Source organism: Streptomyces sp. NBC_01390, assembly GCF_045040105.1.
Classification (GTDB): domain Bacteria; phylum Actinomycetota; class Actinomycetes; order Streptomycetales; family Streptomycetaceae; genus Streptomyces.
The window spans coordinates 7215338-7228172 of record NZ_CP109551.1 but is presented as its reverse complement, the minus strand read 5'-3'; the positions used below and the strand labels follow the sequence as shown (position 1 = coordinate 7228172).

Sequence of the window (12835 nt, the reverse complement as noted above, 5' to 3'; positions counted from 1 at the left end):
TCGTGTGACGAACACCTGCTTGGCAACTGGCGAGTACGGCCGACAGAAGCAGGCAGACGAAGGATTGGGTCTCATGGGAACGACGCGGAACCGGCCGGCGGAGCACGAGGACGACACCCAGGTCTCCCCGGGACGGACCAGGTGGTGGGTGGTCGCCCTCATCCTGGGCCTTCCGGCACTGCTCGTCATCGGCTTCATCGCCATGGTCGTGATCTGGGTACTGGCCGACGACTCGTCCAAGGCTGAGCCGCTACCTGCCCACTCGCTTCAGGTGAGCTTGGCATCCTCCCCCTCTTAAAAGAGGGGGATTCCAACCCAGTTGGGTTGAGGTTCACGGGCGCTCGAACGACCGGTGGCCGTTGTCACCCCTCCGGCACCGGCTGAGCACCGGGGGCGGGGAATCCCGCCCTGTCCTGCCACGACGTTGGTTGCTGCGTTGGTGTCCGCGTTGCAGGTGAAGCCGCAGGATACGCACTCGAAGTCAGCTTGGCTCTTGCGTGACTTCTTCTCGATCCATCCGCAGGCGCTGCACCGCAGGCTGGTGTAAGGGGCGGGGACGTCTTCGACCCGGCCGGGGGCTTTGTGCTCGGTGCGCTGCCGCAGCAGGCCCCAGCCCTGGGCGAGGATCGACCGGTTCAGGCCGGACTTCTGCGCCACATTCCTGCCGGGCTGCTCCACGCTTCCCTTCGCAGAGCGGGTCATGTTCTTGATGTTCAGCTTCTCGAACCGGACCAGGTCGTAGGAGCGGGCGAGCATGGTGCTGGACTTCTCACACCAGTCCTTGCGCCGGTTTACCTCCCGTGCCTTGAGCTTGGCGGCCTTCGCGTACTCGGCCGCCTTCTGGGGGCTGCCCTTCTTCGCTCGGGCCGCCCGCCGCTCGTGCTTTCGGATCTGGGCGCGTTCCTTGACGGTGAGCTGCGGGCAGTTCAGCTTCCGGCCGTCCGACAGGGCAGCGGTGATCGTGACACCCCGGTCGATGCCGATCACCTCACCCGTGCCGGGCGCCGGGGTCGGCCCGGGGATGACCGCGAAGGCGATGTGCCACTGCCCGTTACGGAAGACGACCCGGAACGTCTTCGCGTCGGGCAGCTTCGCACCCTTGCCCTTGGTGCTGAGGCGGAAGCGGACCCAGCCGCAGCCGGGCACCTTGACCTGAGCCCACCGCCGGTTGATCCTGTGCACGACCACTGACCGGGCCATGACCGGCCTGCCGGTCTTCGCGTTCAGCCTCGGCGACCCGTCTGCGCTGTACGCCGGTACGCGGTCGGTGCCGATGACCCGGAAGCCCTCATGCCGGAACTTCTTGCGCCAGGTCGGCTCACCGAACCCGGACGTGAACCTGGCGTTCTTGGCCTTGGCGAAGTCGTTCAGTGCCTGCTGCTGCACGTCCGCGTTCCCGGAGCCCAGCCACTCACTTTCCCGCCGGGCCTCGGTGAGCTGACGGCACTGCTCCGCGAAACCGGGCGCGCTCCTACGCCACCGGCGCCAGTGTGAGTGCTGCTCGACAGCGAGGTTCCAGGCGTACCGGGCGTGCGCGCAGTGTGTGAGCGTCTGCTCGGCCTGCGCAGGTGTCGGATACATCCGGAAACGCGACATGCCGTCATCATGGCGGCATAATGACGGCATGGTCAAATTCACGTTGCGCATCCCCGAAAAACTCCACGAACGGCTGACCGCCCAGGCCACCACAGACCGGCGATCCCTCAACTCCGAGCTGCTGCACCTGCTCGAGGTCGGCCTCACCACCATCTCGCCCCAGACGCCGAATCGCCCTGACGGCGATTCACCTTCCCCTGCCCCGCTCCGCGGGAGCGGGCATTCACCCCGGCCCTAAAGGACCGGGTACCCTGCCCGGCAAGCGAGGTGGAACACCTCCGAGAGATGGAACTGTGGGAGGGCCTCGGCACCGGAGGCCCCCTCACGGACGCGGAACTGGACACGATCGTCGGCCCGCTCACGGTCCGGGAAGCGCCGCTGTTCTCCTGAGAAGCCCCCGGGGTACTACCAGACGCCGGAATCGATGAGGCCACCGACGGTGAGCAGGGCGGCGGGCCCGAAGATGAGCGCCACCGAGAACAGCCAGCCCATTTTCCGGGATGTCCGGTTACCGACCTTGACGCACAGCAGAGTGACCAGCATCAGATAAAGGAACAGTGGGATGACCAGCACTACAAGGCCAGCTCCCATTCTGTTTCTCCTTTTCCGAGGGCGCAGAGTCGGCCTGTGTCCGACCCACCCCTAGGATTCAACCATCCGACGCGAAGTCGGCCGCCGGTGGGGTCAGGGAGCCGCCGATCAATAGCTCGTCGTCTTGATCTTGCGCGGGCCCAGCAGCGCGTCCGGTCAGACTGCGTGAACGATGGCCTCCTGGGGAGGAGTTATTGATCGGCGGCTCCCTGAACGCCGTTGAGCTTCTCCTGCCGCACTAGAAACTCGCCGTACGAGACAGCGTCCACATGTAGTGCCACTTGTCCTCTCGCAGCCGCCTCGTACTGTTCTCCGAAAGGGCGCTGATCACGCCCCAGAGGCCGCCGCTGGTTCCGACCGTAGCGACGGCGGACTCCAGCGCAGGACCGTAGACAGCCACAAGCGCGGCTCCCACAGTGCCTATCACTGCCCCGCTAGCGGTGAGAATCCTCTTGTGTTTCGCCTGTTCCATCGCGGCTCGGGAATCACGAATCTGTTCTTTGATTTCCAATGCCAATCTTAGGACCTGACGCTCTGAATCGACCGCGTTCAGCGCCGGGTCGAGATCGAGCAGCTTCAAACGCAGATAATCGCGGAACTTGATGTAAGAGTTGAACTCACCCACGGTGATCTGGCTGAAATCGCGCAGTCCAACTCCATCAATGAACGGAAGGTCAATCGAGAGTACCGGCCGGATCAGCTGACTTTTGATGGGATCAGCTCCCGAAGCGTCGATAGCCCGCCCGTCTTCGATGAGATAGTCAACTGCCCTGGCTCGTTCCGCTGCGCTCAGCTGTCTCGGTACTGCCTCACTGGTCTCCACGAAGGCGGTGGAGTACGTCGGCAGGTACCACGCCAGTCCTGCCTCAAGCAGGGGTTGTGCATCCAACAGCCATCGGCCGAGGGCGTCCAGATCCGGACAGTGCATGCCGTAGCGAGTCCCACGATTATTGTCCCGCATCCTCTCGTAGGCGCCGCCGAGGGGAAATCCGGCCGCCGCCATCCCGCCCATCCCGCTGGTGTCCCGGGCGGATCCTTGCTGGCCGAGGAAGTGGATCGCGGCCGTGGAATCATGTGCCAGTAGCAGGGTGTCGGAGATCAGCGCCACTCGCTTGGTGACATCCTCGAACCCCAGACGGCCCTCACCGACCTGGAGTCCCAGGTAGAAGCGCGACCGGGTACGGCTCTTATCCTCCACGAGCGTCACCGAACGGCTGCGCGTCCATAGAAATTTTCCGTACTCGACAGCCACCTCTTCAGCGCTGAGATGTCTTCCAGGCCGGACACTGGAGAAGAACTGCCTCATCTCTCTGGTCACACTGGCGTTCTGAGAACGATCCCTTCGCCCAAACATCAGGCCACCACCCCCATTGGAGAGGCGCTGGAGGGTCGCGCCGATCCGGCTCTTGGCCAGGCCGGTTGCCTCGGCGAGGGGCGTCTGGGCCATGGACCAGCGCTTCGTGAGGAGGAAGACGACAAGCTGGTCAGCGACGGAGAGTCGTCTGCTGCCGGCGCCGGGGCCGCCGTCGGGGCGTTTGCCGGGCAGGAAGATCGGCGGGTGCTCGGCACACCAGGCTTGGTAACGGGCGGCGAGATCGTCGAAGGCGGCGGGTTCGAGTCCGGTGAGGCTGGGGTGCCGCAACCAGGCGGGGAGCTTGTCGCCGGTGAGAAAGCGTCCGAACTCGACGCTGGGTGGGGACAATTCGGGAGCGAGCGGTTCGGGCCGCAGGGTGTAGTTCCACGTGCCGTGCCACTCGTGCGGCGTCAGGGGCAGGCGTTCCATGACGGTGTCGGGGACGGTGACGCCGGTGGGGTAGGCGCCTGGGTCGAGCTCGGCGTGGACGGACAGTCCGCTGCGTGTCGTGGTCGCTCCGATGGTGCTGACGACGACTTCGTGGCTGGTCAGGGTCCTGCCGCGCCAGTTGATACTGATCTGTGAGAACAGCCGGTGCTCTATTTTGTTCCATTTCGATGTTCCCGGGGGAAAGTGACAGACAGTCACATCAAGGCCCGACTCATAGGCGAAATCGGCGAGTTCCTTCTTCCAGGCGCGCACACGGTAGCCGTTGGAGCCTCCGGCGTCGGCGGTGACCAGCAGGCGGGAAGCGTGCGGGTAGCGGCGGCGCCCCTCACCGTTCCACCAGCGGCGCACAGTGGCCACCGCGAAGGCAGAGGTGTCCCCGTCGCAGCCCACCGACACCCAGCCGGTATCCGCGCCGATGTCGTAGATCCCGTACGGCACCGCTTTCTGGGCACCCTTCTCGGGGAAGTCGTGCGCACGGACCTGCACCGGCTTCCCGGCGCGGTGCCACTCGCGTCCGATGACCGCGTAGTTGCCCAGCGTCTCCTTCTTCTTGGCATCCACGCTGATCACCGGCTGCCCGTCGGCAAGGTACGCCGTGACCTGGTCGTTGATGTAGCGGAACTGGGCGTCCCGGTCCGGATGCCGGGCCCCTTCGGTGGTCCTCGAGGTGCCCTGCAGGGAGAAGCCCTCCGCCTTCAACAGCGTGGCCACCGTGTCCGAAGCGACCCGGTGCCCCTGGCGCGTCAGCTCGGCCGCCAGATTCCGGGTGGACCTCACCGTCCAAAGCAGCGGAGACTCCGGGTCGCCGCGCTGGTCCGGCTCGACCAGCGCCAGCAACGCGGGCACCAGCCCCGGATCGGCCTCCCGCAAGGGCTTCCGCCCCGCGCCCGGCGCCCGGACCCGGCCGGCGGGCTCCTCCGCGTGCTCCAGCTCCCGCTTCCCGCGCGACACCGTGGACTCCGCCACCCCGGCCGCTCCGGCCACCATGCGGATCCCGCCGTGGCCCAGAACGCGGGCCGCGGCGCCCAGCATCAGGCGCTGCTGGCGTTCATCGAGATGCGGCAGCAACAGCCCGAACGCATCCACCAACTCTGCCTTCGTCCCCTCCGACACCCCCGCATCCTACGACCCAACAGCCCACGAAAACCTAAGAGTTATTGATCGGCAGGCCCCTGCTGGTGGGGTCGGATGCGAGTCCGCCGGCGCCTTGCAACGCCGGATCGGTCAGCTGTCACCTACCGATACCCCGGACAGGGCAGCGAGTTACATCGGGACGGGCTTGATCACCGCGAAGACAGCCCCCTGCGGGTCCGCCACGACCGACATCCGGCCCGCGACGAAGTCGAACGGCGGGACCAGGACGTTGCCGCCCGCCCTGACCAGCGCGTCCACCGTGCTGTCGGTGTCGTCCACCGAGAAGTAGGTCAGCCAGTGCGGCGGCGTCCCGGGCGGCGCCTGCTCACCCATCGTGGTCAGGCCGCCGACGGCACGGTCGCCTACGGTGATCGAGTGGTACTCCTCCACGCCCGCCATCGGCTCCGAGCCGATGCCGAGGGCCTCCGCGTAGAAGGCCTTGGCAGCGGGGACGTCCGGGGTGTGCAGCTCGTTCCAGGTCAGTGCGCCGGGCTCGTTGACCACCTGGGCGCCGTAGAAGTCGACGGGCTGCCAGATGCCGAAGGTGGCGCCGGTCGGGTCCGTGGCCACCAGCATGCGGCCGACCGTGCCGACGTCCATCACCGGGAACATCACGGTGCCCCCGGCCGAGGTGATCGCGGCCTGGGTGGCGTCCGCGTCGGCGCTGGCCAGATAGGTGGTCCACACCGTCGGCGGGGTGGGGTCCCCCTCGTTCATCGGCTGGGCTTTCATGATCCCGGCCACGGGCTTGCCGTCCAGGGTGCACATCGCGTACCCGCCGAACTCCGGCGGGCCGATCTCACCCTGCCAGCCGAACAGGTCCCGGTAGAAGTCGAGGGCGGCCTGCTGATCGGGGGCCATCAGATCGACCCAGCAGGGCGTGCCGGGCGGGTAGTGCTCAGCGGTCACTTCAGGCATCTGCGATCTCTCCGTTGCGGTGCGGCCCCGGGCGCCCCGGAACCTGTGGGCGGCCCCCAACACTCACCTTCACCGCCCTGGGCGCGGCCCGCCACCTGTACGGTCCGGCCGGCTTTCTTTTCGTTGCGTGCCTCTACGACGCCATGCTCCCTCTCGCGCTGGTGGCGTGTGATCACCCGGACACCCCCGCCCGCCCGCACTCGGCCCACAGCAGCTTTCCGCCCTTCGAGGCGCCCAGCTCCCGCAGCACGGACACTCCCCACGCATCGGCGCACGCCTGTACGAGGTGCAGCCCGCGTCCGCCTTCGGCGTCGTCCGGGGGTACGGCGGCCAGGGCGCCCTTCTCCCGGAAGCCGGGCGGGACCCGGTGGTCGGTGTCCCAGACGGCGACGCGGAGGTGGTCGGGTTCGTTGGAGAGGAGACGGAGGGTGTAGGGGCCCTTGGTGTGGAGGTGGGCGTCAGTGAGCAGTTCGGAGGCGAGGAGTTCGGCGGTGGGCGTGAGGTGGGCGAGGTCGTGGGCGGCCAGGACGGTTCGCAGGGTCGCGCGGGCGATCCCGGGTGCGCGTGGATCGTGCGGGAGCTGGAGGGCGTAGGCCCAGGAGGGGGATGACGGCGATACGGTGGCCATCGGAAGTCTCCGATCACGGAGGGGAGTTGGGTGGTGTCGGTACGTTGTGCTGCAGTGCGTACGTTGCTCGCGTTGCCCAGTGACCGTGGCCGCTCCGTCGAGCGGGGTGCTTCTGGGCGGGGGCGCCTGGGAACGAAGATAGAGGCTCGCAAATGACATTTGCCTGAGATCGAGATACTTCCGGTCCCGATTCCCTCGTGCGAGTGACCCGCCGACGGAACATGTGTGCAGGAGGAGTTCATGTGCCCGCAAGACCCCGCCTGACGGCCCGCCGCCTCCGACTCGCCGTTGAGTTGCGCAAGATGCGCGAGCGCGCGGGTATGACGGCGACCGAAGCCGCCCGGGCGCTCGGCACGAGCCAGGGGCAGCTCAGCAACGTGGAGTCGGCCCGGTTCGGCGTGAGCCCCGAGCGTGTCAGGGCGCTGGCCGGCATCTACTCATGCCCCGACCAGGTGTTCGTCGACTGCCTGGTCGCCGTGGCCACCGACAAGACGTTCGGCTGGTGGGAGTCGTACCGCGAAGTGCTGCCGTCCGGGCTCCTGGACCTCGCTGAACTGGAGCACCACGCGACCGCCGTACGCACCGCCTACACCTCACACATGCCCGGCCTGCTGCAGACCGCTGACCATGCCCGCGAGATCTTCCGCCATGTGATCCCGGCGCCCACGCCCCCTGAGGTGGAGCACCGCGTATCCCACCGGGTCAAACGGCAGGGTGTGTTGTACGGAGCGGACCCGACCCCGTACCGGACCGTCGTCCACGAAGCGGCCCTGCGTATGCGCGTGGGCGGCCGGGATGTGGCCCGCGCCCAGCTTCGGCACCTGATCGACATGGGCGAGCGGGACCACATCACTGTCCGCGTGCTGCCCTTCGACGTGGGCGCCTTCCCGGGTTCGGGCCAGTCCATCAACTACCTGCACGGCTCCGTTCCCCAACTGGACACCGCCCAACTGGACCAGTTCCACGGCCCTGTACTCCTCGACGCAGAAGCCCACCTGGAGAAGTACCGGCTCCTTCTGGACACCGTCGAGGCCACCGCCCTCACCCCCGAGAAGTCCCGGGACCTCATCCTTGCCATCGCTCAGGACCTGTAGAGGAGCCCTTGTGCCCCAGTACATCTGGAGGAAGTCGTCCCGCTGCCAGGAAGGCGACGCCTGCATTCACATATCCGTCACCGGTGAAACGATCCTCCTCGCAGAGTCGGGAACGCCGGACCCCTCAGCCATCATCGCCGTCGGCCACGACCCCTTCGCCGCCTTCATCCGCATGCTCAAGAAGTGAGCCCCCGCCCACCCTGCTGGCGTCGCACCGCGTCCCGTAGTGCCGTTCGTACCGGCTCCGCCGGAGGGGGCCCGCCCGTGCTCACCGTGACGATCGCCTCGGCGACCTCGCGGAGTTTGGTGTTCGTGTGCTGGGAGGCGTCGCGCAGGGCGTTCCAGGCCTCGTCGGCCGTGCAGGCCTCGACGGCCATCAGGATTCCGCGGGCCTGGTCGATGACCGGGCGGGACTCGATGGCCTGCTGCAGTTGCTGAACCTCCGTCTGGAGTCGCCGCACCCGTTCCTCGCGTTCCGCCGCCACCGCCGAGAGGCCCTGTTCGGAGCGGAGGAGGGCGAGCAGCTCGCGGATGTCCGGCGGGAGCCAGGCGGAGAGGCAGCCGGTGGGGTCGGATGCGGCGGCGGGTATGGGCAGGCCGGTGAGCTCCAGGATGCGGAGGGGCTGGCCGTTCCAGTTGACGGTCCATAAGGGGATGCGGGCGTCGGCTCCGAAGTCCTCCAGGCGCTCCAGGAACTGGAGTCCGGCCGTATCCATGAAGGTGACCTTCGTCATGTCCAGGACCAGGCCGTTCGTTTCGCCGGGGAGCTTGCCCAGGGCAGGGTCGAGCACCGTGGTGCAGCCGTTGACGATTTCCCCGCTCGGTGCCAGGACCGCGGTGGTCGCCCACATCTCGGTGCGGATGGTCAGTGGGCCGTTGCCCAGTGACGGCAACGGTCGAGAAACGGGGCCGGCAGACATGTACTCACCTCAAGTCCGGGATCCAGATGGGGCGTCGGGGTCCGCGCCAGGCCGCGCACGGCGATGACATGGCCCGCGACTGTTTTGCTCCCGCGCCTTCCCCGTCCGGGACGGCGTATTCCGGCTGCGGCGTGGAGATACCGGGCCGGATCGCCGACCACGGGTGGGGCCAAGCATGAACGCGGTTCGACGGGGCAGGCGCATGGGGCAGCAGCGTGCTTGTCGTGCTGGAGGTGCGCTCAGCGCCTGTTCTCCGTCGGCGGCACGGTACGGAGATATCGGTACGGAGATAACCGTATGGAGTTACTGGAGCTGGGGTGCGACCGGCACATGGGGGTGGGGCGTGGACAGTTTGCGACGGGCGAATGCCTCGGCGTCGATGCCGGGTCCGTCGGAGGTCGGGGGCGGGGTCGGGGTCGGGTTGCGGATGCGCCCGTTGCCGGACCGGGCAGGCTGGCGGGCCGTCGGCGAGATCACTTCGGCCACGTGCCCGACCTGGGAGCAGACGCTTGGGCAACTGACCCGTCGTATGAACCTGCCCAAAGAGATCGTGTGCCATCTGGAGATGTCCGCCGTGACCTTCGTCGATGTCGCCGGTGCCTCGGCCCTGGCGGTTGCCGCTCAGGACCTTCCGGCCCAGCGGCGCATCGTGATCGAACGGCCGCCCGCCACTCTGCCACGGCTGCTTGATATGTTCTGGCCAGACTTGTCCGTGATCGAGGTGGTGGCCCGATGACTGCCACGAAGACCGCTGGGTCGACCGACGAGTCGGCCGCCGAACCGTTCGTTCATCCCGCCCTGTTCTACCGGGGTGAGGACGAGTACCTGGACGGCACGGTGCCCTTCATCCGTGAGGGGCTGCGGGCCGGCCACCCGGTCGCGGTCGCCGTGCCCGGCGCGAACCTTGCCCTGCTCAGGAAGAACCTGGGCACGGATGCCGCGTCCGTGCTCCTCCTCGACATGACCGACGCGGGCCGCAATCCGGGCCGGATCATCCCCAAAGTGCTACGCGCGTTCGCAGACGCCCACCCTCAGACGCATGTGCGGATCATCGGGGAGCCGATCTGGGCCGGCCGCAGCAGCGTCGAGTACCCGGCGTGTGTGCAGCACGAGGCGCTGATCAACCCGGCCTTCCAGGGCCGGGACGTGACCATCCTGTGCCCGTACGACGCCGTGCGCCTCGACAAGGAGGTGCTCAACGACGCGTATGCGACCCACCCGGTGATCATCTCGGGCGACAGCCGGCGGCCCAGCCCGTCCTACGCGCCCGCGCAGGTCGTCGCCGAGTACAACCGGCCGCTCCCGGAGGCTCCCGCAGCGGCCGAGCCCCAGCACTTCGGCCTCGACGAGCTGCCGGACGTCCGGCATTTCGCCGTCGCCCGGGGCGCCCGACTGGGGCTGTCCGGCGTACGTCTGGACGATCTCGCTCTCGCGGTGGCCGAGCTGACCACCAACAGCGTGGTGCACGGCGGCGGCTCCGGCAGCCTGCGGATCTGGTCCGAGGGCTCCCAGCTGGTGTGCGAGGTACGCGACGGCGGCCAGCTGGACGACCCCCTCGCCGGCCGCCGCCCTGCCACCCGGGACCAGCGGGGCGGGCGCGGCCTCCTGCTGGTGCACACCGTCGCCGACCTGGTCCGCATCCACACCGACCCGGGCGGTACGGCGATCCGGTTCTACCTCGACTGCCAGTAGTGGGCGAGGGCGCGATTGAAGGCCAAGGGGAACTCCTCCGCGTACACCGCCCGCATACTGCGCCGCGAGATGCTCTCGGAGGAGCTGGAAAAATCCGCGCACCTGCGGGCCGAGGCCGGAATCGTGACCACCGCTGCCGAGCCTGCCGAAACCGAGGACGCCACCTTGGAGCGTTGGGCGCGGGTGGCGGGCCGATGAAGCGTCGGTGCTGCCGCCTGGCTACGCGCTGAGGTGTTCGTGAAGCATCTGCCAGGTTCCGGCGTTGTTGACGAGCACGTTGGTGCCGCGGCCGCTTCCTGATCGCAGCTGGCCGTCGATGGTTCCGGTCCAGGTGAACCGGTAGCGGCATACCGCGTGGCCATCGCCGTGGGCGATCCACTCCAGGTCGTTGATCCGGTAGATCTCGTCGCGGATGGTGGCGAAGGTCTCGGCGATGGCGGAGAGGACGGCTTCGCGGCCACGGTGCGATCCGTCGGAGAACCAGTAGACGGCCTCGGGAGCGATCAGCGGGACGAGCTGCGTGATGTCGTGACTGTTGGTCGCCTGCTCGTAGGCGCGGATGAACTCCGTGAGTGGTGAGGTGGGTTCGGGCATTTACTGGTCCTTTGTGGAGGGAACGGCTTCGCTGGCACAATCACTGGATGACCAGCAATGACATCCGGTTCGAGTGCCGGCACCGTGGCGACGGCGGCCCGCTCGTGATCACCCCCCGCATCGACGGAGCACCACTCACCGAGCTGATCGACGGGTTCGAGATCGCGGCCGGGATGCAGCCCGCAGGCGACGCATGGCGGTCTGATCCCGGAGTTCTTCCGGTTCGGCCCGATGCAGGATCACTTCCTCGGACAGTCCACCAACACGATGGGGCCGAAGACACCCGTTCTCGGCTGTGAATGCGGCGAATGGGGATGCTGGCCCCTCATGGCCCGCATCACCGCGACAGCCGACCGCGTGACCTGGGACTCCTTCGAGCAACCTCACCGCACAGCACGCGACTACACGGCGTTCGGCCCGTTCCATTTCAAACAGCCCCAATACGGCGACGCCTTGCTCGCTCTGAGCGCGAAAATCAGCTCCGATAAAAGGTGAGTTCACCTGTGCCATCCCATGAAGCTCAGCAGGAGTCGCCGCATGAATCCAGCAGAAAGTCACACAGACAAAGTCGTGTTGAGCGCTGAAGAGTACGACGCCGTCAGGGCAGCTCTCTGGTGTCACCAGGACCGGACCTGGAGTACAAGCCCACTCCCTCTGCTCTCTCCTCGCACAGTGGGGCGCCTTGGTGGACGCGGTGGAAGAGGGCTACTCGTGGTGCGCGCCTGAGCTCAGCCACGACCTCAGGTGCCGGAACGCACTCGCGGGAGCCTGGCCGCTGCTGCCCTCACGTGTTCGCGCGATCAGGCAACCGGAACTCGATGGCATCGACGAGCGCTATCGCCGCGCCACGATTCCGTGGCCGAGCCGCCCCGAGGAAGATGCTCGATGGTGGACATGGCGTGTTCCCCGGCGCCTTGAGATCGAAGCTTCAGAGCGACGAGATCCGGACTGGCCGCTGGGATGGGAGATGATGCCGTTCCCTCGACCCGCTTCCGTGGAAGTCGTTACCTGACAATGCGTGCCGATCAGACCCTGACCAAGCTGACGTAGTTCAGAGAAGCCTGTCTCAGATGTCCCCTGCTCCTCGTGGACCCAGCCCAGATGTCACGCTTCCAGGAGATCCACGCCAACCTCATCGACCGCCTCCAAGAGGCCAAGGACGAAGGCTGGCTCGGCAAGGTCGCCGCCATCGAGACCACACTGGCCGCCGCCACGCAGAAAACGACAGTGTCCACCCCCGGGCTAAATGGGGCGAAGAACGGGGTCCATCTCGGCCAGGGCTTCGTGCATCTGACGAGCCCCCAGGGCAACGCGGTCGTCAGTGTCCCCCAGCATCTCCTCGCACAACTGCATCGCGTTGTCCCGGTCCTCGGAGAAAATGCTGAACACATCGTGAAGTGCGGTGTGGATCCAATCGCTGTGATTCGAGTCGGCGACTGCCAGTGCGGAGGCGACTACCGCCAACCCGATCCTGTCCTTTCGCCGAAGCAGGGCTTCCGCGGTCACCCGGGTGACGAAGGTGTCACCTGCGTCAAGTACGAGCTCCAGCAGTGGCCCGAGTGCCTCGTGCATCTCGGCGAAACCTGCCAGGCCGTGACCGGCATCCGCCCGGTCACGGTAATCGTGGCTTTGCCCGAGCTCGCGGAGAACCACGACAACTGCATGCCGCCGGTCTCTGTCCACCCGCCTACTCACCCCTCCCGCGATTTCAGGTCAAAATACCACTGGGGCATCCTCCAGATGATCGCTTCCTTCCTGCAGATCAAGGCGCCATAGGCTCCTGGATCCACTCTCCGGCTTCAACCTCAATAGTTCAGAGAGGCAGGGGTGTTCGTGCCCTTTAGGGGATGCCGTAGGGGCACCC

The 12835-nt window shown here is 67.1% G+C and carries 17 protein-coding genes and 1 pseudogene; 10 read left to right on the top strand and 8 right to left on the bottom strand.

Features of this window, described 5'->3' with window-relative positions:
* The first annotated feature begins 73 nt into the window (after positions 1 to 73).
* Positions 74 to 298 (top strand): hypothetical protein, encoded by a 225-nt coding sequence (locus OG241_RS32655; protein WP_405820395.1) that lies wholly within the window; start codon positions 74 to 76, stop codon positions 296 to 298.
* Here the strand turns inward: OG241_RS32655 and OG241_RS32650 are convergent.
* A complete protein-coding gene (locus OG241_RS32650) occupies positions 295 to 1596 on the bottom strand; it encodes an RNA-guided endonuclease InsQ/TnpB family protein (protein WP_405820393.1) in 1302 nt (433 codons plus the stop codon). The genes OG241_RS32655 and OG241_RS32650 overlap by 4 nt on opposite strands.
* Here OG241_RS32650 and OG241_RS32645 point away from each other — a divergent pair.
* Positions 1595 to 1834, top strand: a complete 240-nt coding sequence (locus OG241_RS32645; RefSeq protein ID WP_405820391.1) for an Arc family DNA-binding protein — start codon at positions 1595 to 1597, stop codon at positions 1832 to 1834. The two genes, OG241_RS32650 and OG241_RS32645, sit on opposite strands and share 2 nt — an antisense overlap.
* A gap of 167 nt (positions 1835 to 2001) precedes the next feature.
* Here OG241_RS32645 and OG241_RS32640 read toward each other — a convergent pair whose 3' ends face one another.
* The 4 genes and pseudogenes from OG241_RS32640 to OG241_RS32625 all read right to left on the bottom strand — a co-directional run bounded on the left by OG241_RS32640 (position 2002) and on the right by OG241_RS32625 (position 6671).
* Positions 2002 to 2187, bottom strand: a complete 186-nt coding sequence (locus tag OG241_RS32640; RefSeq protein ID WP_405820390.1) for a hypothetical protein — start codon at positions 2185 to 2187, stop codon at positions 2002 to 2004.
* 1381 nt (positions 2188 to 3568) lie between these two features.
* Positions 3569 to 5077 (bottom strand): annotated as a pseudogene (locus OG241_RS32635) (ISAzo13 family transposase); the annotation flags it as partial.
* Positions 5078 to 5254: 177 nt separating this feature from the next.
* Entirely contained in the window at positions 5255 to 6043 is a 789-nt protein-coding gene (locus OG241_RS32630) for a VOC family protein (protein WP_405820388.1), read from the bottom strand.
* Positions 6044 to 6215: 172 nt separating this feature from the next.
* Positions 6216 to 6671, bottom strand: coding sequence for an ATP-binding protein (locus OG241_RS32625; protein WP_405820387.1), 456 nt, complete (start codon positions 6669 to 6671; stop codon positions 6216 to 6218).
* 221 nt (positions 6672 to 6892) lie between these two features.
* Between OG241_RS32625 and OG241_RS32620 the strand changes: the two genes are divergently transcribed.
* Both OG241_RS32620 and OG241_RS32615 read left to right on the top strand, forming a co-directional pair.
* Positions 6893 to 7765: a helix-turn-helix transcriptional regulator gene (locus tag OG241_RS32620; RefSeq protein WP_405826523.1), complete on the top strand. Its 873-nt coding sequence runs from the start codon at positions 6893 to 6895 to the stop codon at positions 7763 to 7765.
* A gap of 10 nt (positions 7766 to 7775) precedes the next feature.
* Positions 7776 to 7952 carry a DUF397 domain-containing protein gene (locus tag OG241_RS32615; protein WP_405820386.1) on the top strand — a complete coding sequence of 59 codons (177 nt, stop codon included), beginning with the start codon at positions 7776 to 7778 and terminating at the stop codon, positions 7950 to 7952.
* On the opposite strand, the gene OG241_RS32610 is transcribed toward OG241_RS32615, so the two are convergent.
* Together OG241_RS32610 and OG241_RS32605 are read right to left on the bottom strand one after the other, a co-directional pair.
* Complete coding sequence (locus OG241_RS32610; RefSeq protein WP_405820384.1) at positions 7942 to 8685, bottom strand: ANTAR domain-containing protein; 744 nt, start codon at positions 8683 to 8685, stop codon at positions 7942 to 7944. The two genes, OG241_RS32615 and OG241_RS32610, sit on opposite strands and share 11 nt — an antisense overlap.
* Positions 8686 to 8988: 303 nt before the next feature.
* Entirely contained in the window at positions 8989 to 9171 is a 183-nt protein-coding gene (locus OG241_RS32605) for a hypothetical protein (protein WP_405820382.1), read from the bottom strand.
* Positions 9172 to 9214: 43 nt separating this feature from the next.
* On the opposite strand from OG241_RS32605, the gene OG241_RS32600 reads away from it, so the two are divergent.
* The 3 genes from OG241_RS32600 to OG241_RS32590 are packed head-to-tail and all read left to right on the top strand — an operon-like array spanning position 9215 to position 10575.
* The gene (locus OG241_RS32600; protein ID WP_405820381.1) at positions 9215 to 9421 is read left to right on the top strand and encodes an anti-anti-sigma factor; all 207 of its coding nucleotides are present in this window, start codon (positions 9215 to 9217) and stop codon (positions 9419 to 9421) included.
* Complete coding sequence (locus OG241_RS32595; protein ID WP_405820380.1) at positions 9418 to 10377, top strand: anti-sigma factor RsbA family regulatory protein; 960 nt, start codon at positions 9418 to 9420, stop codon at positions 10375 to 10377. The genes OG241_RS32600 and OG241_RS32595 overlap by 4 nt, the downstream gene beginning before the upstream one ends.
* A 15-nt stretch (positions 10378 to 10392) precedes the next feature.
* The gene (locus OG241_RS32590) at positions 10393 to 10575 is read left to right on the top strand and encodes a hypothetical protein (protein WP_405820378.1); all 183 of its coding nucleotides are present in this window, start codon (positions 10393 to 10395) and stop codon (positions 10573 to 10575) included.
* 21 nt (positions 10576 to 10596) lie between these two features.
* On the opposite strand, the gene OG241_RS32585 is transcribed toward OG241_RS32590, so the two are convergent.
* Complete coding sequence (locus OG241_RS32585) at positions 10597 to 10971, bottom strand: YybH family protein (RefSeq protein ID WP_405820376.1); 375 nt, start codon at positions 10969 to 10971, stop codon at positions 10597 to 10599.
* A gap of 47 nt (positions 10972 to 11018) precedes the next feature.
* Here OG241_RS32585 and OG241_RS32580 point away from each other — a divergent pair, with 47 nt between their 5' ends.
* The 3 genes from OG241_RS32580 to OG241_RS32570 all read left to right on the top strand — a co-directional run bounded on the left by OG241_RS32580 (position 11019) and on the right by OG241_RS32570 (position 12747).
* Complete coding sequence (locus OG241_RS32580) at positions 11019 to 11270, top strand: hypothetical protein (RefSeq protein ID WP_405820374.1); 252 nt, start codon at positions 11019 to 11021, stop codon at positions 11268 to 11270.
* A 28-nt stretch (positions 11271 to 11298) separates the two neighbouring features.
* Positions 11299 to 11466, top strand: coding sequence for a hypothetical protein (locus OG241_RS32575; protein WP_405820372.1), 168 nt, complete (start codon positions 11299 to 11301; stop codon positions 11464 to 11466).
* 606 nt (positions 11467 to 12072) lie between these two features.
* Positions 12073 to 12747 carry a hypothetical protein gene (locus OG241_RS32570; RefSeq protein WP_405820370.1) on the top strand — a complete coding sequence of 225 codons (675 nt, stop codon included), beginning with the start codon at positions 12073 to 12075 and terminating at the stop codon, positions 12745 to 12747.
* Positions 12748 to 12835 lie beyond the last annotated feature (88 nt).

Coding starts and splice junctions, on each gene's coding strand:
- OG241_RS32655 (WP_405820395.1), top strand. CDS start 74: ATGGGAACGACGCGGAACCGGCCGGCGGAGCACGAGGACGACACCCAG.
- OG241_RS32645 (WP_405820391.1), top strand. CDS start 1,595: ATGCCGTCATCATGGCGGCATAATGACGGCATGGTCAAATTCACGTTG.
- OG241_RS32650 (WP_405820393.1), bottom strand. CDS start 1,596: ATGTCGCGTTTCCGGATGTATCCGACACCTGCGCAGGCCGAGCAGACG.
- OG241_RS32640 (WP_405820390.1), bottom strand. CDS start 2,187: ATGGGAGCTGGCCTTGTAGTGCTGGTCATCCCACTGTTCCTTTATCTG.
- OG241_RS32630 (WP_405820388.1), bottom strand. CDS start 6,043: ATGCCTGAAGTGACCGCTGAGCACTACCCGCCCGGCACGCCCTGCTGG.
- OG241_RS32625 (WP_405820387.1), bottom strand. CDS start 6,671: ATGGCCACCGTATCGCCGTCATCCCCCTCCTGGGCCTACGCCCTCCAG.
- OG241_RS32620 (WP_405826523.1), top strand. CDS start 6,893: ATGTGTGCAGGAGGAGTTCATGTGCCCGCAAGACCCCGCCTGACGGCC.
- OG241_RS32610 (WP_405820384.1), bottom strand. CDS start 8,685: ATGTCTGCCGGCCCCGTTTCTCGACCGTTGCCGTCACTGGGCAACGGC.
- OG241_RS32600 (WP_405820381.1), top strand. CDS start 9,215: ATGAACCTGCCCAAAGAGATCGTGTGCCATCTGGAGATGTCCGCCGTG.
- OG241_RS32595 (WP_405820380.1), top strand. CDS start 9,418: ATGACTGCCACGAAGACCGCTGGGTCGACCGACGAGTCGGCCGCCGAA.
- OG241_RS32585 (WP_405820376.1), bottom strand. CDS start 10,971: ATGCCCGAACCCACCTCACCACTCACGGAGTTCATCCGCGCCTACGAG.
- OG241_RS32580 (WP_405820374.1), top strand. CDS start 11,019: ATGACCAGCAATGACATCCGGTTCGAGTGCCGGCACCGTGGCGACGGC.
- OG241_RS32575 (WP_405820372.1), top strand. CDS start 11,299: ATGGCCCGCATCACCGCGACAGCCGACCGCGTGACCTGGGACTCCTTC.
- OG241_RS32570 (WP_405820370.1), top strand. CDS start 12,073: ATGTCACGCTTCCAGGAGATCCACGCCAACCTCATCGACCGCCTCCAA.